We start from the raw sequence: 19,408 nt of genomic DNA on the forward strand, positions 1-19,408 counted from the left end.
GGAATCAATTTGATGAAGTGAGGCAGCAGAATGACTGGATGTTCTTCCGGAAGCGAAACGCTTATGTGAGCTATTCTCACAGAATAGTTATAGCAGCGATTCGGCTCCGTCCATGAACAGTTCAGTCCCGGAAATATGGTTAGAAGCGTCTGAGGCAAGGAAAGCTACCAGATTGGCAACTTGTTCAGGCTGTCCAGGCGCATGTTCCAATGGCTGGTTTCCCTCGGGGTACTCGATCGGAATTTTAATTTTCTCGAGCTCCGCCGTCGGCTGCGTATTTTCTCCAATATTGGTCTTAATGGAGCCCGGACAGATGGCATTGACGCGTATTTTGTACTGGGCCAATTCTAACGCGGCCATTTTTGCAAATGCAACTTGCCCTGCCTTTGATGAGCTATAAGCCGTCATACCGAACCCTGAGAAGGTGCGACTTCCGTTAATGGAACTCGTGATCACTATGCTGCCGCCAATCTCTTTCATATGAGGTATCGCATGTTTTACACAAAGGAACGTCCCTTTGAGATTGACGGAAAGTGTACGATCCCAATCCTCTGACTTCATGTCTTCGATTGGCGCCAACACCCCATTGATGCCGGCATTGGCAAAGACAAAGTTTATCCGCCCCCAAGTTTTTGCTGTTTGCTCGAACGCCTGTTCAACTTGGTTCGGATCCGAGATGTCGATTTCGACCGTCATAGCCTGGCCGCCCGCTGATTCTATCTCTTGTTTCGTCTGCTTTAGCCGGTCGTCCTTCAGATCCACAAGGCATACTTTCATTCCTTGCCGCGCTAGCAGCAAGGCGGCAGCTCGTCCAATACCAGATCCTGCTCCGGTAATCAATGCAACCTTGTCCTTTAAATCCGGTAGTACCATTAAAGACTTCTGTCCTGTTTCCACGGTTTTTGTTCACTCCTAACCTGTAATGGTAAACTGCATGCAATTCCTCATGGTTTAGCTTCCTACTAAAATTACTATACCCATGCTCCGCATCATCCAAACTCAATAGATGGCCTCCGAAACTTTTCCTATATTTTACAGTAAAATAATTTTAATACAGCCACACGGCAAGATGGAACACTTTGGGCATGGGGAGCCAATAATTTCGGAAGGATGATTAATCTTCCAAAAAATTAAAAGCCTTTCTTCCTAGAGGTCTTCTCTTTCATTCCTAATTGGTTGGATATATCGATTGCTGATTGGATGGTTACATAGCATCGATGAACTGATACTATGATTTTGATAGTATGGTTTTGAAAAACGCAAAGGAGTGAAACTATATGTCGTTATATTTTTACTATATTATATTTGCTGCTATTTTAATTACCGGTGGAGTAGCAACAATAGCGATTGGACACTCTAATACAAATAAAGAAGGTAATCCGGGATATGATCGTCAAACAAAAAGTATATTTGTTAATCTTACTCTTTATTATGCGGTTATCATCCCTCTAGGATTGTTAGCTTTGATCGTTTATATTGTCAAATGACAAAGAACCTTAGTTCAGTGAATCACTGTGCTAAGGTTCTTTCATTTCTATTTACTTCTATACAAAATGGTTGATTAGAAAGAAAAAGAACCCTGAAAAAATTGAAAGAAAAAATATGATTGTTAATGGGAGAAGTCCATCCAATTTCTGCTCGTAATTGTTGCTATGTGATTTATTCATTCTTATTCTCTCCTTTTTTCACGAGATTACTATATTGTTTCTGACCTTATTACATTCAATTTCACGTTCATCCTCACGAATGAGACGAGCCCCGCCTATAGCGATAATCAAAGGACTTGATACAAGTGCACTACAAAGCATAATAAAAGATATCAAAGCCGCCACTGGTCCATCTCCTTCCCACAAGTTTTAACATCAAGCAACTTATTAACTATGATAAATTTGAAGTGGACGAATGTAACCAACCAATTACTCATTATTAATGCCATCCAATATGGATGAAATCCATGTTCACAGAATGCTATATGTTATCTTCGAAAAAAACGATTAATTTTCATAGATAAGTGGTATTATAAATGTAAAATTTGTCTAGTTTGATCTCATACTCAAGGGGATTTTTAAGATGTGGAAACCTGATCGCAATAGTAAAAAAACGCTATATGAGCAAATTGCCGATTATCTCGAGCAAAGAATTTCATATGGGGAGTTTCCTCCGGGCAGTTTGCTTCCCCCCGAACGAAAACTTGCTGAACAATTTGATGTGAACCGTAGCACTGTTATTGCGGCATTCGCAGAACTGCGATCTATGGGGATTATCGAGAGCCGCATTGGCAGCGGAACTCGAGTAAGTACATCCAAATGGGGGGCAACTCCAAAACATACACCAAACTGGAGTCGGTTTGCCGAAGGAGGAAGCTTTCTTCCTAACCTGCCCTTTTTACGGAGGATCCGCGAAGCGCTAACTCACAATCCAACATTAATCGATTTTGCGAGCGGTGAACTATCGGCTGATTTGGCGCCTACAAATGAAATTGCTGTACTCATGGGTAAAAACGCATACACATCCTATTTGGGTTACGTTAACCCTCAAGGTGCAACGCCATTAAGAGAGGCTTTAGTCGATTATCTAAACAATTACCGAGGAATACGGACAACAGAATCCTCCATTCTTATCACATCAGGCTCTCAGCAATCGTTATTCTTAATTACACAATGTCTTCTGTCTCCAGGTGACGCAGTTGCCATAGAAGATCCTTCCTACTGCTATTCGCTGCCCATGTTCCAATCAGCTGGCCTTCGCTTGTTCCGCCTCCCCGTCGATAAGCATGGCGTACAGCCAGAGGATATTCGCACTTTATACAAAAAGCACCGTATTAAGATGGTGTTCTTGAATCCTAATTATCAGAATCCAACTGGAGCGCTACTAAGTGAAGAAAGACGCAAACGTCTTCTTGATATCATTAGTGAATTGGGACTTCCGGTTGTGGAAGACGATCCTTATAGCTTAACCTCCTATGATGGAATCCCTCCCTTGTCGCTCAAATCCATGGATACGACAGGTTCTGTTCTGTATATTGGCTCATTCTCCAAGATAGCAGCTTCTGGCTTACGTATAGGATGGATGGTAGCACCTCGTTCCATTGTGGAACGGCTAGCCGATGCTAGGCAACAGATGGATTTTGGATTAAGCATCATTCCACAGCAAGTTGCGGGACAATTTTTACAGTCAGATTATTTTGGTCCTCATTTGGAGCGTTTGCGCATTCAGCTTCAATTTAAACGTGATTTACTCATCGAATCTTTAGAAAAGGAACTTTCAGGTCTAATCGAGTACGTGGTGCCGGCAGGAGGCATTCATTTTTGGTGCAAATTGATTCCGAGTATTCCGGACGGTATATTGTTGGAAGAATCCATTAAGAAAGGAATCGTAATGGTACCTGGGAGTGTTTATGGTTCCGATTCGGGCTATGTGCGATTTACATTCGCTAGGGCGAAGTCAGAGGAGATTGCATTGGGGATATCCAGATTTGCTGAGGCACTGCGTGGGCTGATTGAATGAAGATTGTTTTCTCAACCCCCATACATACCAGTTTGCTCACAACCAGCCTCCACCTATTCGATCTTCGCCGAAGTAATTCATAAGCGGATTCCACTTCGCATACTCTGGACCATCTTCACTTTCGTGAAGACAAAAAGCTATTTGGGGGCACACATGAACCTCCTCTCCTAATATGAAAGTGCCTAGCTCTGATTCGTATCAGACTAGGCACTTTCATTATTATATAGCTGTACAATTAAAGAATAATTATGTTATTTCAATGACATACTAGCCAATTAAACGTTCACAACTCTACAACGTCTCCGTATTGAGCGTAAATCCTTCAATCACGACGTCTTCATCAACTTCAATCAAAATACATCGCTTCCCCTGATAATTCACCTGTTTCACGTATTTTAAATCTTGTGGACTGACCGTAATCGTAGCTACCTTCGTATCAATCTTAATCGATTTCGATGTGAACTTCGGTAGGACGCTGCTCGCTTTGATTTCATAGTTTTTGTCGTCGACGACGTTTTGGAATGCTCGTTCCACCTTTTCTGTCGTCACATTCTCCACGCCACTTGCCGACAGCATACGCTCCACATCTTTATAATCCAGCTTTGGAGGCTCTTCCTCCTCATTGGATTCGATGACCCGATGAATTTCCTCGTACACATGAGCAATCGTAGCGGCATCAAGCTGATCCCCTGCCAATTCATTCACGATATCTTCAAAAATGGCTCTCTCTTCTAGAGCTGTCACGGTCTTCTCGGCATTTAGGACTTGCTCGATGTATTGCCAATTCGGTTCATGAGCTCTCCCCGAACAATACAGAATGCGATTCACGTCGGAATAGTTATCCCTTACACTAGGGTAGAAAAAACCTTGCTCCGGCGTGTTCAATTTGATGATCGGATCTACGAAGACATTATACTTATATTCCCTCTCCACATAGTCGAACATGAGCGTTTTCTTTTGTTGTTCCGTCGAATTCACGCTGCACAGAATGAATAGATTCGCGAACATCTCGTTCTTCTCGCTCTCCATGGCATCTTCGTTCCTACTCTTGGTCGGCCGTGAATATTGTCCACGAACGAAAGTAACCACTGTATCCTGCTCGTATACGGTATCCACCAACATTTTCTCCACCAACAAAAGCATCAGATCTTGCCATTCTTCCGCATTACCGGTCACCAAACCTTGATGCAGAAGCACTTGTGTAGGCTGCTCCGCTTCCTCCTGAAACTTTAATTCATACATCTTTTGATCTAATTCGCCGGTCAGCAGTTTCTTGAAATTGAGCATATATAATTCCTGCTTCTCCCTGTCGACTAACGCAAACGGTTGGCGCTCAAAATGGTAGATCTCGTTGGTTTCCTTCATGATATACACGTTTAAAATATCGTGAATTTTAAGCATTTCGTTATCCAATTTAAAGTGCTTGCGAATATGTGCGATTTCTTTCTTTATCATGGTCCTTTAGACTCCTAAGAAGTGAATTGGCCTTACTAGAAAAATTAATTGCACTGAACAATTGTAACTCACATTACGAAAAATCCCTTCATGAGAAGGGCCTCCACCGTTACTTCCCTTTATTTCAGAACACTTCCTGTATGTTAATTCATATCGATAGATTTCTCAACAATTTTGAGGATTTATCTCAAAAAAAATCTGTGATGTTTCCTAAATAATTAGAAAACGGAGCCCGCAAACCCGCGGCGCTCCGTACTTTTCATGGAATCAAATCTTCTTTAATGATCATATGGTTAATACCCGTTTTTAATCCATAGCCCTGTCCTTCACCTTCAACACCAGAAAATATCCTAGCGAATTCGATATTCCTCAAAATACCTAGGCAAAATCGTTGTCGAAGCCCCAGGCGTCTGCGGCAACAAATAATGGCCATCTACCACAGTCGCTGGCTCTTCAAAGATATGTCGGATCCACGGAATGTACTCCAGCATAATCGCGCTTGGCGTGGCAGCAACGAGATGCTGATGGATTTGACCCATATCGCCTACGTGCGGACAGATCGGCACATCATACGACGCCGCTAAGCCGGCAACTTGCAGCCATTCGGTAATCCCACCTACTCGGGTAACGTCCACTTGGCAATATTCGATAGCACCTTGGTGGATGTAATCACGGAAAGCGTATTTGTTATAGACATGCTCACCTAGTGCGATTGGAACGTTCAGCTCATCAGCGAGCTTTTTATGACCTATAATATCATCCGGATTTAGCGGTTCTTCTAGCCAAAACAGGTCGAATTCTTCGAGCTTTTTACCCCACGTCATCGCCGTGCTGATGTTCCATTGTTGATTCACGTCGATCATGAAAATAACATCATCACCGATCGCCTTACGAACAGCCTTACAGCGAGCATAATCCTCGCGCGGATCCGGCTTGCCGACCTTGATTTTGACACCCGTAAAACCTGCTTCCACGATCTCCGTTACATCCTTGAGCAAACGATCTTGCGACCAGTTCAACCAACCTCCGTTGGTATTGTAGGCTTTGATCGGCTTCGTTTTCGCTCCGCCAAGGTACTGCCAAAGCGGCTTATTGGAGGCTTTCGCCATAATGTCCCACAGGGCAATATCCACCGCAGCAAGCGCCATATGCGTCACGCCTGATCGGCCGATCCAGTGCATTTTACCAAAACGCATCTCTTCCCAGAGCGCTCTAACCATAAACGGATCTTTGCCGACCAATAGAGGAGCATAGTATTTATCAATCGTATCCACGATCATATCATCGCCATGGGCACAAGTTCCTGTATATCCATATCCAATAAAGCCTTCATCGGTAAAAATACGAACGCCCGCTAATCCCCAGTGTGTAGCCACATTGATAGCATCTGTAATCGGTGGCGTAATCGGTACATGTAAAACAAAGCTCTCTACTTTTGTAATTTTCATGTGGTCCATCTCCTTTAATATGGGTGATTGCTATGTATTAATAACCAAGTGAAGCGCCGCTATGGCTTCGCCAATCCCTGAACCTCCTCCTGTCAGTTTTACCTGCTTAAATCATGAACTTCGCCTCCATTCTTTAGAGAATAAATCCTCGGGTCCTACGATGTGAATTGTTCAAATGCTTGAGTAACGCAGCTTCCGCCAATGTTGCATCCCGAGCCACTAGCCCTTGAACGACTAACATGTGTTCATCCCATTCCTCTTGCAGCAATTGCTGCTCCATCCCCTTGTGAAAGAGTGCCGAATATCTTTGAATGCGATCAATATAGACGTGAATCAAGTTCGCTAACGATTGATTATTACAATATGCGAGAATTAAACCGTGCAGGCTTTGATTCATATCAGCAATTAATTTGATTTTCTCTTCATCATCAGCTGGATGACTCGTGGACCATGTCTTCATTTCCTGTTCCAAATGGGCCAACTTCTCATCCGGAATCTGTGGCACCGCTTTGCGGATTGCTAAAGATTCTAATTCCTTACGAATTTCAAACATTTCATCCAACTCTTGCAGCGAAATCTGAGCCACATACATCCCTTTGAAAGGGACAGTGTAGACCAATTCTTCAGCCATTAACCGGGAAAGTGCTTCACGAATCGGAATGTTACTGACCTCTAGATCGCGGGCCAGCTGATCAATATTAATCTTTTCACCAGAGGGCATCTCATGGTTTAGGATTTGTTCCTTTAATAAGGTATAAATTTCATCGGTCAAAACATAACGACTTAAGCCTTTTTTCATTGCCATCACCTTTTCTTTAATCTCATATCGTAAATCATACACGATATATAATGAGAAATAAATAGTATGTTTTAAATAATTATTTGGGACTTTGTATATTGTTCGAACTATAAATATATTTATTTAAAATGCGCAATTATCTAATTGGATTTATGGAATTGCTAGAGTTACAATCGTATTGCAAGAACAACTTGGATGTAAAAGGAGAGATACAAAGTGAGTAAAAATATATTAATAGTAGTAACTTCTGCTAATCAAGTCAACAACGAGAAGAAAACAGGTCTCTGGCTCTCAGAATTTGCCGAACCATATATTGAATTTTCCAAGCAAGGATTCAATATCACTGTTGCTAGTCCTTTAGGAGGTAAACCATCTATCGATGCAAATAGTTTGAATGGTAGCGTACATCAAGAATTGCTTGATACGCAAAAATATCTTGAAAATACAATTCAACTCGATGAAATCAGTGCCTCAGATTATGATGCTATTCTCTTGCCTGGCGGTCACGGAGCAATGTTTGATTTCCCAGACAATGCCAAGCTTCAATCCTTGCTTAAAGATTTCTACGAGACCGGGAAAATCGTGTCCGCTGTATGCCATGGACCGGCTGGTTTGGTCAATGTCAAATTATCAAACGGCAAATACTTAGTGGAAGGCAAACGAATTACAGCCTTCACGGATTCCGAAGAAAAAGCCGCTGGTATGGATTCATACATGCCTTTTCTTCTTGAGTCCAAGCTTCGTCAAGCCCAACCAGTCTTTATTACCACTGCAGACTGGAGCGATCACGTCGAAGTAGACGGAAATTTAATTACTGGCCAAAACCCGCAATCAACGCTTAGTGTTGCTCGAGAAATCATTGCCAAATTGAAATACTAGTATATGCTCGCTACGGCAGGCGCTTGATCATCCGATCAGGCGCTTTTTTCGATCATAGATTGTAAACTGAAACAATTAGGAAGAATGAACAGTAAGGATATAAAATAGAGGTTAATGAGACAACACAACCGAGAGGAATTAGTTCATGGCAAATTTTGAATGGTATCGAAGTTTTGTCAGTATTTATAAACACAGTTCTGTAACTGAAGCGGCCAAAACGAGGATCATGACCCAGCCCGCAATGAGCCAGCACTTGGCTTCATTGGAAGCTGAGGTTGGTGAACCATTATTTACAAGAACCGCTAGAAAAATGATTCCGACGGAACGTGGAAAAGAATTGTATACGCAGTTGGCACCATTGGTTGAGTCATTGGAGGAGGCGACGCTAAGCTTCAGAGCAGCAGCATCCCCGACGCTTCCGATCGTAAAAATAGCTACAGCACCAGAGATTTTTCGTGAAAGAATAACTCCTGTTCTCCGGGATTTTCACATGCGGATATATGCCTCGTATGGAGTTGCTTCGCATATTTTTGATTTATTAATTGAGGATAAGGTTGATCTCATCGTCACCTCTCAGAAGTTTACAGTTCCCGGAGTGGAATATGTACATTATCTAGAAGAAGAATTTGTCGTCGTGTCCCCCTATGATTTTATAGAGCCTGAGATCGAAAGTCCCAAGCAATTGGAAGAATGGCTGGCAGCTCAACCATGGCTTAGCTACGGTCTTGAACTACCTATTATTCGAAGGTTTTGGCGGGAAAACTTTCAAAGACGCCCGCAAATGAAGCCAGAGCATATTTTACCCGATTTGCACATTATTTTAAGTGCGATTGAACAAGGTGCAGGTGTAAGTCTTTTACCAACTTATATGCTGTCAAACGCTTTGCAAGGGAATAAAGTGAAAATCATTTGCAAGTCTCTAAAAGTAACGAATGACTTATATCTTGCTTATCAAATGAAGAATCGGAATATGCCTAACGTAAGAATGATGGTGGAAGCCTTAAAAATCCCCGAAAATTGATTCTGGATCCCTAGGCATTCATCCAACCCAAGGTTTAACTCTGGGCATAAACTGGTTATAAGTCTAATTTTAACAAGGAGTGAACCTCTAATTATGGGATATATGCAACAAACTTCTCCCTATGGTCAGAATCCTATGGGGCTTCAACATTGTTTGTATCATTTCACGTATTTGTGGCTTAGAAACGGAGACAATTTCTGGTTTTTTTTGACGACTGTAGGGGAATCAAGCGTGCATGGATACAGATTTTTCGGTGGAAGATGGAATCATTATTCGATTGCCTTAAGAGATATCGTTTCTTACAGTTGTTCTCCGAATCCTACTCCTACTCTATATTAAAACAATTTTGCCTGACCTTTAAAATCGTAGCTTTAAGTGAGTTATCAATCTGCCCTCCGTCATCAATGAGAAAAAGTTCATGTCAAATGGATGTGACAAGAACTTTTTCTCATTAAACGTTCATGTTTTAGATGGAAATGAATATTTCTGCACTTTCTTATTGACCAATAATCTCTACAAACCCTTACTTAGAGCATAACACCCGAATTCAATATCTGAAGTTTAATATCCGGACGAATGATTAATTTCGGATAATCTTCCCGCCAATTCATGTGTTCCCATTCCTTATAATGGTATGCGTGAAGCTCGCGGGCAAGCTCCAGAAAGTCGCAATTGGCTTTTTGTAAGGTTTGGACAGTTTGAAGAGCTTGTTGATTTAAGTCGTCTGTCAGCTTCTTCTGTATGCTGTCCAACTTCGTTTGTGACAGCGCCTTATTGCTCTTACCTGAATCGATTAAATTTACCTGCAAGTGCAGAATCAAATTGATTTCACTGATCTTATTATCACTTGACTTCACATGAATATGTTTTTTTGATTTTTGGATCCATATTTGATACGAAGAATCGTCCAATTGCGTGTTTAGATACACACCCCCGCCTTTCCTTTCTTTCAAGAGCATGGCCATTTTGGTTGATGTCATGGACAGATCGATGCCAGTATAATTTCCAGCTCGAAACAAGGCACTTCCACCTAGTTGAACGTCTTCACCTTTCTTCTTTATTAATGGCAGTGCAAAGTCTTTAAAGGGATCCTGTTTTCCCAAAATAAATTGGAACAACGTTACTTTGGGTGTGTAGTTGTATTTGATTGCGTTTGTAATCATGACGACTAAATAATTCGCTATCGTTTTCGAGTCGATTTTCTCCATTTTAAGAAGTTCTGACACTTCTTCGTCAAACACGGCAAGATTTGCGTTTAACGGGGAGTTAGGAATTCTCCCTAATATTTTCATCTCCTCTGCCGGTGTATTACTCGCGAACAATTTACCAAAAATATATAACCGACTTTGATTAAACGTAAGGTTACCCGAAAGTTTGTAGTCCAACTTCTCTATGTTATCAGCCAAACTATATCCTTCGGAGCTTATTAGTTGCATGCCCGGCTTCCCCCCTCCTTGATGTGCTTCCGAGAGCGTAGAGATGGCGATGCTCATTTTCATGTTCTCATTGTCAGATTTTTTATTCCTGTCCAACCCAATGACATCGCTCATTTGTAACTCTTGAATATTCACTTGATCCCAGCAACCGCATAGCATGAACATCATGATGATAAAAATCAACTGCTTCTTCATGCATTTCTGCTCCTTAGCTTTGTAAGATGTGAAATAACTAACAAAATCAGAGGGATCGCAACAACACAAATTAGGCTAGTTAATTGATATGGCGTTCCTCCTACGGAAGTTATCAACTTTTTTCCACGCATCCAATAGGCTATAACAAAGCATATTCCTGTAATAACAATGACCCATCGGGCATGATTTCCCTGCTTACTCTTTCCAATATGGCATACTGCTTTAGCAGCCAAAAATAGATAAACATAAACAGTGGCCGATAAGATCGTAAACCAGAAAATAACAAACACCATATCAATACTTTGAAACACTCTCCAGTCATTTTGCTTCAAAATAAAGATGATCGGTTCAGGAATGATGCTTAGTTGCTCTGGCGTGAAGTTTAACGAACAAATAAGCACAACAGTACAATAGTATAGGGTTGTCAGTCCATTCGCACAACTCATCGCTCCGAGAAGCTTCCTATTATTCTGACTTCGAACATAAGGAAAGGCGTACAGGAGAAGTTCATATCCTAGACAAGCTGAAAAACCCTGATAAATGCCATACGCAAAGGAAGATCCGCCATTATGCCACAAAGGCAGAATATTTCGTAGATCCCCTTGTTTGATTCCGTTAAAGAGGACTAATAGATAGGTTAAGACAAGAATACTAACCAATGACTGGCTAATAAATGTGAGTACACGTAAGGAAGACATAGCTGCATATGCGCTGGCGGTTAAAAATAAAGCGAGCACGACCCACCATGGCGTCCTAAGCATTACCCAACGGTTTAATATTTCTAAATAGATCACCGAGACTATTAAAGCTGAAAAAACAAAATACAAGCCATATACGACAGTTATCACACCACCAATTGGCTTACCCACACTAGTTTGTACATATTGAAAAATATTCTGTTTCGGATACCTTTTCCCAAGCATCCAAAGCAGAATGATGCCTAATTGAGCTATAACTCCTCCAAGAAGCACAGCCAACCAACCGTTCGTACCCGCATATTTCGCCTCATCATAGGGTAAAATCAGAACCCGAGTGCCAATTTGCGTTAGCAACACAAGGAAAACAAGTTGTAGGCTTGAAATTGATTCTTCTTTCATCATTCATTTCACCTTCTAGGATTTCTCATTCGCTGCGACTTGACAGGTGCAGCGTCCTTAGGACGTTTTTTCAGTTGCCAAAACGGCGCTCTTATCAAGGTATCTTTTACATCACGATCCACTAAGCTCGGATAAAAATACGGAAGTCCCATGCTATTCATGCGGCACAAATAAATCAGTAGGCAAAAGAATGAAAATACGAAACCAACCAGCCCAAAAACCGAAGAGATCCCAATAACTGGGTAGTTCAGTAATCTTACGGAACTACTCATTTCGTAAGAAGGGATGATAAACGAAGCCAAACCCGTAATCGAAGCAACAATAACTGCCGTATTCGAAACCAGATTGGATTGAACGACCGCCGTACCAATGACGATACCTCCCACAACGCCAATGGCTTGCCCGATAGGATTGGCAAGCCTTATCGTCGCTTCTCTTAATATTTCCAGTGCAAACAGCATCATGATTACTTCAAATGCGGGTAGCAAGGTGATATATTTTAATGCACCTTGGAGTGTTAGAGCGACGTTTAGAGGTAGTACGTAAGGTTGAAAAGATACAAGTGATACATACACACCTGGCAAACCAAGACCAATAAAAAAACAAGCAATCCGCAATAAGCGAAAAGCACTACCAATCCACCAATTAATTTGATAATCATCTGGAGATTGAAAAAATGCCCAAAACGAAACTGGCATGATGGTTACCGTAGGAGAGCCCTCCACGAGGATGGATACTTTCCCTTCCATCAAGTTCGATCTAGATCGATCCACTCTTTCTGTTACCAACATCTGTGGAAAGAGTGATAAACGCCTGTCTGCTATATATTCTTCGATAACACCAGGCGCATCGATATAATCGAGATCAATCTTTTGGAACCTTTGTTCAATCTGACTAACTACTTCCGGATTGGCAATACCATTCATATAAACGACAGCTACTCTTGTTTTCGATACATTCCCGATTGTGAAATATTTCACCACGAGTTCTGAAGAAACCATATTTTTACGTAACATATTGATGTTGGTATCCAAATTCTCAATAAAAGCTTCATGCGGGCCCCGAAGAACACGTTCATTCATCGGAATATTAACGGCTCGCTCTTTTTTCAACTCCGTTCCAAGTATGTATAAAGTGCTAAAGCCCTCTTTTTGCACAATCGTTTTGCCTTCAATGATTCCCTCAACAGCTGCATGAAGGTCTTCGACTTTATTGATAATCCTGACGGTTACAACATCGGAAATATCCAGATCAGGTCTAAGAGATAAAGGCCTAACAACATGATCTTGAAATACAGTCGTATCGATCATCGTCTCCAAGTAAAATAGTCGTATTTCACAATGATCGAAGCTCATCACTTTCATTACGAAATCAGTGCTTGATGAAACAGCTTCTTTAAGATGTTGATAGGTGTTTTGTACCGAAGAACTGGATTTCATCTGCATTTCCTTTCAATGAACTGTCATGTTGTTTTGTTATATTTGTCCAATGGCGCTGTTAATTATGCATATTTTCCCATAGAATTCGTGAATAGATTTTTAGCGAATATCTCGGTAGGGAATATACCTGCAACTTATCGAACAATCATCGCTGAGGAGTCTAACACTCTCTTCACAGGACAGAAATCTGCTGTTGCAGAGCTAATAAATTATGGATATATATGTCTATCTTGGACAGAATAACTACATACAACCATGACCTGGGAATAGGTGAACCAGATGAATGCGACTTCTCTTTCAATGGATATTGATCAAAATTTGTCGGAATCGATTCTCGATAATTTGAACATAATGGACCAAATATTTGAAGGCGCCAATGATCTGGTGATCCAAGAATGGCGTTTCGGTATGGATTTCTCTATTTCTGCCTGCTCGATTTACTTTAAAACGCTTACTCAGGAATACGAAACCAATTACCTGAAAAGAGCGCTGCAAGATCTGCTTAAGTATGAAAACGAACCAGCCACAGACGTGACTTTGGAAGCATTCACCTCATTTTATGAAAACCATGGTGTATCGACTAAAAATGCTGTTCTGTTCGACCGGCTTGACGATGTTATTACTCATATTTTAAACGGGCATATTATTATTCTAATCGATCAATGGAACAAAGCTCTCGCGTTTGATGCATTTGCCGTCGAAACAAGGACTGTGGCAGAACCAGTAAGCGAATCCGTCGTACAAGGTCCACGCGAAGGGAGCGTCGAAGATCTTCAGACAAATGTAGGATTGATTCGAAAAAGGTTACGCACCTCTGACCTTAAAATGACTTATTTGGTCGGAGGAGGCGAATCGAAGACCAACCTCGTATACGGTTATTTAGATAGCCGCGTAAGCAAGCCTTTGTTGAATGATTTTCGTGAGAGAATAAGCTGCATCCCGGAGTTGGAAATTCTCGAGACATCCTATATCGAAGAATTGGTGGAGGACAATATCTATTCACCGTTCCCGCAAGTACGGTTCACTGAACGACCAGATGTAGCCGTTGCTGGACTGCTGGAAGGTAAGATCCTGGTGATGGTAGATGGAACCGGCACGATGATGTTATGCCCGGGCTTGTTCATCGAATTGTTCCAATCAAGCGAGGATTATTACCAGCGGACTGTCTTATCAGGTTTAATCAGGTTGTTGCGCATTTTTGCATTTTTTATCGCACTTTTGCTGCCCAGCATGTATATCGCACTTACGACATTTCATCCTGAGCTCATCCCGACCATATTGCTCCTTGCCATCGTCGATGCAAGAGAGGGGATTCCCTTTCCGGCATTTGTTGAAGCGTTCCTCATGGAGTTTTTCTTTGAGCTGCTTCGAGAGGCGGGAATTCGTTTACCACGTCCTGTTGGGTCAGCTGTTAGTATCGTAGGGGCACTAGTTATTGGGGAAGCTGCAATTGCAGCAGGCATTGCATCGCCTAGCATGGTGATCATCGTCTCATTAACGGGAATTGCTTCCTTTGCAATCCCTCAATACAGTGTAGCGATTGGTTTACGTGTTCTGCGTTTTCCATTGATGATATTAGCAGCTTGGCTCGGTGGGTACGGTCTGATGCTAGGGTTGCTGCTAATCTTGCTTCATCTGTGCAGATTGCGACCGCTAGGTCAATATTACATGTCTCCGCTCGCGCCTTTGAACTTATCCGAATGGCGGGATGTATTTGTTCGCGCACCTCTTCGACAGTTGATGCGAAAGTCTCGAGCAGGTACATTGGGTAAGACTTTGCAGAGGAATGATAAAAGATGAACATATTTCTCCGAATGAACACGGTTATAGTGATTGCTTCGATATTCCTTACTGGTTGCTGGAGTCATTACGAATTAACGGATTTGGTATTCGTAATGGGATTGGCGATCGATACGAAGGAGGATGGGACTGTGCAGATTACAACACAATACTATAAACCGAAAGGAGGAAAGAGTAGTAGTAGTCATGGTATTGGAAACGCGAGTTTTAATGCCATATCAACGGGCGATTCGGTACTACCTGCGATACGCAATATCACAGGAGAACTTGGAAGGAGATCACAGTGGAGCCATATGCGGGTCATTCTGATCAGCGAAGAGACCGCACGCCGTACGAATATTGGCGATCTATTGGATATTTTCTATCGCGACCCTGAACCTCGACTAACAGCGTCCATCATGATTACGAAAGGCAAAGCACAATCGTACTTAGAAAAGAAACCAACGATAGAGCAAACGACTAGTCAACAAATCATGCGATCCAAAGAGGCGCTCTATAAGTACTCAGCAAGAACTGTGGACTCTAATTTATTAGATTTAGGCAAACAGTTGCTGGACAAAACCGGCAATGCGGTCATTGCCTACGTCATTCCGAATCAGGAGAAAGGATTCAAAGTCAGTGGTTCCGCTTTGTTTAAGAAGAACAGAATGGTCGATAAATTGACTGGCGATGAAAATGACGGATATCTCATGTTAACGAATCGTTACAACTATGGTCTGGTCACGGTGCCATGCGGAAATTCTGGTGAAAACATGCAGAAAACTGAAACTGTTGAAGTAACAAAGTTTTCGAGCAAACTAGAGTATCAATTTGTTAATGACAAATTGGTCGTTTCGGTTAAGGCAATTGCCAAAGGCTCGGCGCGGGAGTTGAAATGCACCACTTTCAAGTCAGTCGATGCCGAAACTGCTTTTGTGAAAAAGACGGAGGAGATTATCGTCGATCAGATGAAACGAACGTTTGAGAATCTGCAAAAAAAGAAGCTGGACATTTTTCTAATCGCCAATCGTGTTTATCAAAATAACGAAAACTTATGGAACAAGATAGAGCCAGAATGGGAAGACTATTTCTCTCATGCCAGTTTTGATGCTCGTGTAACGTTGAATCTGGAAAACACGGGTACATCTGCCGGTAAACCGGTATTTTCGAAGTAACCCGGAAAGGTGAACGCATGACTGGTTTTATTATTTTGATTATCATTCTTTATGGAGCAGTCTTTACCCATGATTTCAAACGATTAAAAAGTGCCCAAACTAGAGAACGTCTCGTTTATGCCTCATTTCTGACGGTTACCGTACTTATGAGTGTAGATTGTATTTGGCATACAAAACTATTTGCAATGTACGATTGGGTGGACTATGTATTTGGTAAAAGTTCTCGTAGGGTGGTCGAAATGTTGAAACCCTCAGAATAACTTGGAATTAGGTGAATGATTCATGGATACAAAAGGGTATACGATCAGTGCTAGACAGCTCGGTGTCTTGTTTTTCACATATTTAACAGGTTCATCCATTATTAATATTCCCGGCCCCTTAATTGGAGTAGCGAACAACAGCGCATGGTTGTCCATCTTACTTTCTTGGATTGCCGGTTGCCTCCTGCTAATGGGTATGCTCTATTTGCATAAACGCTTTCCTAGCAAAGACTTTATTGAAATCAGCAATTCCTTAATTGGAAAGGTCGCGACGTTCATCCTCGTGATCATTCTTCCGTTACCCTACATTATTCATATCGGTACAGGGATTACGCTGGATGTCGGTCTTTTTATGGAAAGCACCATGATGAGTGAAACGCCGATTTATATTTTTACATCAACAATTTTGGTTGTAGCTGTATTGACTGTCATGTCAGGTATTGAAGTCATCTCACAAATGTTTGCGTTACTTCTTGTTACTTTATTGGTTTTTGTAGGCATCGTTCTTGTTCTCAGCATTCCTGATTATGATTTTAGTAATTTGAAACCTCTCATACCGAGTAAATTCAAGCCAGTTATTTTGGGTGCCTATATGTCATTTTCGTTTCCATACGCTGAACTTTTCTTGTTCAGTATGTTGATACCATTCGTAAAAGAAGATGAACAGAAGCGAATACCGAAAGTTATGTTCGTCTCAGTGACATTAAATCTGATCGTATTGATTCTGGTTACCACGAGCACGATCCTAGTCTTCGGTCCCATTGCTGGCGATCGCAAATTCCCTATGTTCGAGTTGGCACGCATGATCGAAGTACAGGAAATCGTTCAACGTATTGAATCCGTTATTGGCATGTCCTTGATAGTGGGCTCTTTTATGAAAGTAACGATTACACTGTATGTTATGAATTTATTTGTTGTACGATTGTTCAATCTCCGTGATAGTCGGCTGTTAATTTTAATCGTTGGAATGATCTTTTTTTTAAACGGGAAAGCTTCATTCACAGACATAAGGAAATGGGTGGAAGTAGTCAGTTATTTAGGTCCAATGTGGGAGCCTTTTGCGTTTGTATTGCCTTTAGCACTATTACTTGCCGTCAGCGTCTTACGCCGCAACTCGCTACATGCAAGGTCTCCGAATTGATCAAACAGTATGTTTTTCTATACCACTTTAATTATGTACAAAGTGCATTCCCCCTATTTTTAATTTAAAAATAAGAGAGGAAGAGGTGACCGGCAAAGTTTGCAAAAATAGGGATCGCAAACTGCGCAGAGCCGGCGATCCTTATTCAAGCAACGTTACCTGTTAGCTAAATATACAACGAGTTATCTATCCATTCATCGCTGTAATTAGGAAACAAATTGCAGTGAAAAAAGATAATGGTGTCATAAGAAGCTTTTCCTTTTTACTTTTGGACAAAGCATTCATTATGGTATTGACTATCAAATATAATGAAAAAAAATAACATACTCCTTTTGCAATGGTTGTTAAAGCATCGATCGAGATTACATTCCCTGCTTGAAGTATAAAGATGATTGCAACCAACTGAATTAATACCGAAATTGCACATGCAACTCTCATTTGTTTTGGCATTACTTTATACTTACCGCCCATTGCAAACTCTCCGTAAGGTAAACCCATAGCTAACAATATGTACAAAATAGCAACCGCCAAAAATAAAAAACTTCCAATTAATGCCAATACCACTTAAACACCTCGATTACATTTACTTTTTTCTTCCAGTTCTTTTTGAATAATCCAAACGTTTTAACCTAAATAATACCATAAGTTAATGTAAATAAACCGAGGTACAGTTAAACAATTCTGCCCTTCGTGGAAACGGCAACCGATCATTGTGACCGACTACCTTAAAATGTTCACACTGACTGCAGATTACTCAACGAAAGCTTAATGAAAAACGAGTTATATCGGGCCAATCATTAATAAAAGTATTGTGTGTGTCTGAAGCAATACGGTTCCCCGTTTAGCAGCTCCTCAACTATCGTAAATGAAAAAAGAACCATCCGCGACCGGATGGCTCCTAGAATTTGATACTGGATTAATCTTCGTAAATAACGACAGATTGGGTCTCTGACTCCCATTTAACCGCTGCTTTTAAGGCTTCGCTTACAAAACGAACCGGCACAACCGTGCTGCCGTTTTCAATCGCTGCTGGAACTTCGAGAGTAACTTCATTCCCATTGACAGTCGCTATCTTACTATCAATAAAGAGTTTCACTGTGATACCATCACGTGTAACAGTAACTGAACGCTCTTCTTCATTCCAGGTAACCGTTGCTTTCAACGCCTCAGAGATAGCACGGAATGGAACTAAAGTGTTGCCTTCGCGGATAAATGGAGCTACCTCGAAAGTTGGTTCTTCACCGTTTACGTATAATTTCACACCTTTTTTCCCTAGTTTATCGTACAATTTACCAAGTTTTTTGTAAGAATCAAGATTTGTAACATTTGCAATAATAGCTTCCTTTTGAACATAAACCGCGTCGGTTACGCTCCCGGTTCTATCCAACAGATCAGCAAACGCCGATAAGGCTGCGTCCTTCTCTTTGATGGCCTCAAGCTCAGCTTTCATTTCAGCAGTAAGCTGAGTCTCGTATTTTGTCAAAAGAAGATCGGCAATAACAGCCCCTGCAGGCTTGTCCTTCACATTGTTGATCGCGTTGAGCAGCCCTTTGTATCCATTATGACCCTGATTGCCATAAGTATCAGATGTAACAGTCACATCCAATTTAGCATTTACCTTGAGATTAACGTCAACTTTCACATTATCCGACTTGCCCTCATTAGTATTGCTTGTTTCAGATTTTGCTAATGCCGATCCTGCCATAAGGCTCGTTGCCAGTACACATGATGCGATAACCATCCATCTTTTTTTCATCTTTTTACGCCTCCTAAGTTG

16 protein-coding genes and 1 pseudogene are annotated in these 19,408 nt (G+C 41.4%); 8 read left to right on the forward strand and 9 right to left on the reverse strand.

The genetic code is table 11. The features are described 5' to 3' along the window. Positions 1 to 87: 87 nt before the first annotated feature. Positions 88 to 873 carry an SDR family oxidoreductase gene (locus tag L6I86_RS09995; RefSeq protein WP_236286938.1) on the reverse strand — a complete coding sequence of 262 codons (786 nt, stop codon included), beginning with the start codon at positions 871 to 873 and terminating at the stop codon, positions 88 to 90. A gap of 174 nt (positions 874 to 1,047) precedes the next feature. Here L6I86_RS09995 and L6I86_RS35890 point away from each other — a divergent pair. From L6I86_RS35890 to pdxR, 3 genes and pseudogenes are all read left to right on the forward strand, one after another. Next, positions 1,048 to 1,134 (forward strand): annotated as a pseudogene (locus tag L6I86_RS35890) (hypothetical protein); the annotation flags it as partial. A gap of 143 nt (positions 1,135 to 1,277) precedes the next feature. Next, positions 1,278 to 1,487, forward strand: coding sequence for a hypothetical protein (locus tag L6I86_RS10000; RefSeq protein ID WP_056615412.1), 210 nt, complete (start codon positions 1,278 to 1,280; stop codon positions 1,485 to 1,487). Positions 1,488 to 2,070: 583 nt separating this feature from the next. Next, the gene (pdxR, locus tag L6I86_RS10005; RefSeq protein ID WP_236286704.1) at positions 2,071 to 3,507 is read left to right on the forward strand and encodes a MocR-like pyridoxine biosynthesis transcription factor PdxR; all 1,437 of its coding nucleotides are present in this window, start codon (positions 2,071 to 2,073) and stop codon (positions 3,505 to 3,507) included. A gap of 291 nt (positions 3,508 to 3,798) precedes the next feature. Here the strand turns inward: pdxR and L6I86_RS10010 are convergent, their stop codons facing one another. The 3 genes from L6I86_RS10010 to L6I86_RS10020 all read right to left on the reverse strand — a co-directional run bounded on the left by L6I86_RS10010 (position 3,799) and on the right by L6I86_RS10020 (position 7,209). Next, the gene (locus L6I86_RS10010) at positions 3,799 to 4,962 is read right to left on the reverse strand and encodes a DUF4317 domain-containing protein (protein WP_236286705.1); all 1,164 of its coding nucleotides are present in this window, start codon (positions 4,960 to 4,962) and stop codon (positions 3,799 to 3,801) included. Positions 4,963 to 5,312: 350 nt separating this feature from the next. Further along, positions 5,313 to 6,410 (reverse strand): mandelate racemase/muconate lactonizing enzyme family protein, encoded by a 1,098-nt coding sequence (locus L6I86_RS10015; RefSeq protein ID WP_236286706.1) that lies wholly within the window; start codon positions 6,408 to 6,410, stop codon positions 5,313 to 5,315. Positions 6,411 to 6,543: 133 nt separating this feature from the next. Then, positions 6,544 to 7,209, reverse strand: coding sequence for a GntR family transcriptional regulator (locus L6I86_RS10020; RefSeq protein ID WP_236286707.1), 666 nt, complete (start codon positions 7,207 to 7,209; stop codon positions 6,544 to 6,546). 216 nt (positions 7,210 to 7,425) lie between these two features. On the opposite strand from L6I86_RS10020, the gene L6I86_RS10025 reads away from it, so the two are divergent. Both L6I86_RS10025 and L6I86_RS10030 read left to right on the forward strand, forming a co-directional pair. Beyond that, positions 7,426 to 8,088, forward strand: a complete 663-nt coding sequence (locus L6I86_RS10025) for a type 1 glutamine amidotransferase domain-containing protein (RefSeq protein ID WP_236286708.1) — start codon at positions 7,426 to 7,428, stop codon at positions 8,086 to 8,088. A gap of 145 nt (positions 8,089 to 8,233) precedes the next feature. Further along, on the forward strand, positions 8,234 to 9,109 hold the full coding sequence (locus L6I86_RS10030) for a LysR family transcriptional regulator (protein WP_236286709.1): 876 nt from the start codon (positions 8,234 to 8,236) through the stop codon (positions 9,107 to 9,109). Positions 9,110 to 9,636: 527 nt separating this feature from the next. Here the strand turns inward: L6I86_RS10030 and L6I86_RS10035 are convergent. Genes L6I86_RS10035 through L6I86_RS10045 form a run of 3 tightly spaced genes read right to left on the reverse strand, consistent with a single transcriptional unit; the run spans position 9,637 to position 13,276 of the window. Beyond that, positions 9,637 to 10,740 carry a Ger(x)C family spore germination protein gene (locus L6I86_RS10035; RefSeq protein ID WP_236286710.1) on the reverse strand — a complete coding sequence of 368 codons (1,104 nt, stop codon included), beginning with the start codon at positions 10,738 to 10,740 and terminating at the stop codon, positions 9,637 to 9,639. Further along, on the reverse strand, positions 10,737 to 11,837 hold the full coding sequence (locus tag L6I86_RS10040; RefSeq protein ID WP_236286711.1) for a GerAB/ArcD/ProY family transporter: 1,101 nt from the start codon (positions 11,835 to 11,837) through the stop codon (positions 10,737 to 10,739). The genes L6I86_RS10035 and L6I86_RS10040 overlap by 4 nt, the downstream gene beginning before the upstream one ends. 8 nt (positions 11,838 to 11,845) lie before the next feature. Continuing rightward, complete coding sequence (locus tag L6I86_RS10045; protein ID WP_236286712.1) at positions 11,846 to 13,276, reverse strand: spore germination protein; 1,431 nt, start codon at positions 13,274 to 13,276, stop codon at positions 11,846 to 11,848. 300 nt (positions 13,277 to 13,576) lie between these two features. Between L6I86_RS10045 and L6I86_RS10050 the strand changes: the two genes are divergently transcribed. The 3 genes from L6I86_RS10050 to L6I86_RS10060 all read left to right on the forward strand — a co-directional run bounded on the left by L6I86_RS10050 (position 13,577) and on the right by L6I86_RS10060 (position 17,631). Further along, on the forward strand, positions 13,577 to 15,076 hold the full coding sequence (locus tag L6I86_RS10050; protein WP_236286713.1) for a spore germination protein: 1,500 nt from the start codon (positions 13,577 to 13,579) through the stop codon (positions 15,074 to 15,076). Next, positions 15,073 to 16,230 (forward strand): Ger(x)C family spore germination protein, encoded by a 1,158-nt coding sequence (locus tag L6I86_RS10055; protein ID WP_236286714.1) that lies wholly within the window; start codon positions 15,073 to 15,075, stop codon positions 16,228 to 16,230. Before L6I86_RS10050 ends, L6I86_RS10055 begins: the two co-directional genes overlap by 4 nt. A gap of 282 nt (positions 16,231 to 16,512) precedes the next feature. After that, complete coding sequence (locus L6I86_RS10060; RefSeq protein WP_236286715.1) at positions 16,513 to 17,631, forward strand: GerAB/ArcD/ProY family transporter; 1,119 nt, start codon at positions 16,513 to 16,515, stop codon at positions 17,629 to 17,631. 186 nt (positions 17,632 to 17,817) lie between these two features. Here L6I86_RS10060 and L6I86_RS10065 read toward each other — a convergent pair whose 3' ends face one another. Together L6I86_RS10065 and L6I86_RS10070 are read right to left on the reverse strand one after the other, a co-directional pair. Further along, positions 17,818 to 18,195, reverse strand: coding sequence for a hypothetical protein (locus L6I86_RS10065; RefSeq protein ID WP_236286716.1), 378 nt, complete (start codon positions 18,193 to 18,195; stop codon positions 17,818 to 17,820). Between the two features lie 352 nt (positions 18,196 to 18,547). Continuing rightward, positions 18,548 to 19,387 carry a copper amine oxidase N-terminal domain-containing protein gene (locus L6I86_RS10070; protein ID WP_236286717.1) on the reverse strand — a complete coding sequence of 280 codons (840 nt, stop codon included), beginning with the start codon at positions 19,385 to 19,387 and terminating at the stop codon, positions 18,548 to 18,550. Between the last annotated feature and the right edge of the window lie 21 nt (positions 19,388 to 19,408).

The organism is Paenibacillus allorhizoplanae (genome assembly GCF_927798215.1).
Taxonomy (GTDB): domain Bacteria; phylum Bacillota; class Bacilli; order Paenibacillales; family NBRC-103111; genus Paenibacillus_E; species Paenibacillus_E allorhizoplanae.

Excerpts from the sequence above, each read along its gene's own strand:
- L6I86_RS09995 (WP_236286938.1), bottom strand. The coding sequence starts at position 873 with ATGGTACTACCGGATTTAAAGGACAAGGTTGCATTGATTACCGGAGCA.
- L6I86_RS10000 (WP_056615412.1), top strand. The coding sequence starts at position 1,278 with ATGTCGTTATATTTTTACTATATTATATTTGCTGCTATTTTAATTACC.
- pdxR (WP_236286704.1), top strand. The coding sequence starts at position 2,071 with ATGTGGAAACCTGATCGCAATAGTAAAAAAACGCTATATGAGCAAATT.
- L6I86_RS10010 (WP_236286705.1), bottom strand. The coding sequence starts at position 4,962 with ATGATAAAGAAAGAAATCGCACATATTCGCAAGCACTTTAAATTGGAT.
- L6I86_RS10015 (WP_236286706.1), bottom strand. The coding sequence starts at position 6,410 with ATGAAAATTACAAAAGTAGAGAGCTTTGTTTTACATGTACCGATTACG.
- L6I86_RS10020 (WP_236286707.1), bottom strand. The coding sequence starts at position 7,209 with ATGAAAAAAGGCTTAAGTCGTTATGTTTTGACCGATGAAATTTATACC.
- L6I86_RS10030 (WP_236286709.1), top strand. The coding sequence starts at position 8,234 with ATGGCAAATTTTGAATGGTATCGAAGTTTTGTCAGTATTTATAAACAC.
- L6I86_RS10035 (WP_236286710.1), bottom strand. The coding sequence starts at position 10,740 with ATGAAGAAGCAGTTGATTTTTATCATCATGATGTTCATGCTATGCGGT.
- L6I86_RS10040 (WP_236286711.1), bottom strand. The coding sequence starts at position 11,837 with ATGAAAGAAGAATCAATTTCAAGCCTACAACTTGTTTTCCTTGTGTTG.
- L6I86_RS10045 (WP_236286712.1), bottom strand. The coding sequence starts at position 13,276 with ATGAAATCCAGTTCTTCGGTACAAAACACCTATCAACATCTTAAAGAA.
- L6I86_RS10050 (WP_236286713.1), top strand. The coding sequence starts at position 13,577 with ATGGATATTGATCAAAATTTGTCGGAATCGATTCTCGATAATTTGAAC.
- L6I86_RS10055 (WP_236286714.1), top strand. The coding sequence starts at position 15,073 with ATGAACATATTTCTCCGAATGAACACGGTTATAGTGATTGCTTCGATA.
- L6I86_RS10060 (WP_236286715.1), top strand. The coding sequence starts at position 16,513 with ATGGATACAAAAGGGTATACGATCAGTGCTAGACAGCTCGGTGTCTTG.
- L6I86_RS10070 (WP_236286717.1), bottom strand. The coding sequence starts at position 19,387 with ATGAAAAAAAGATGGATGGTTATCGCATCATGTGTACTGGCAACGAGC.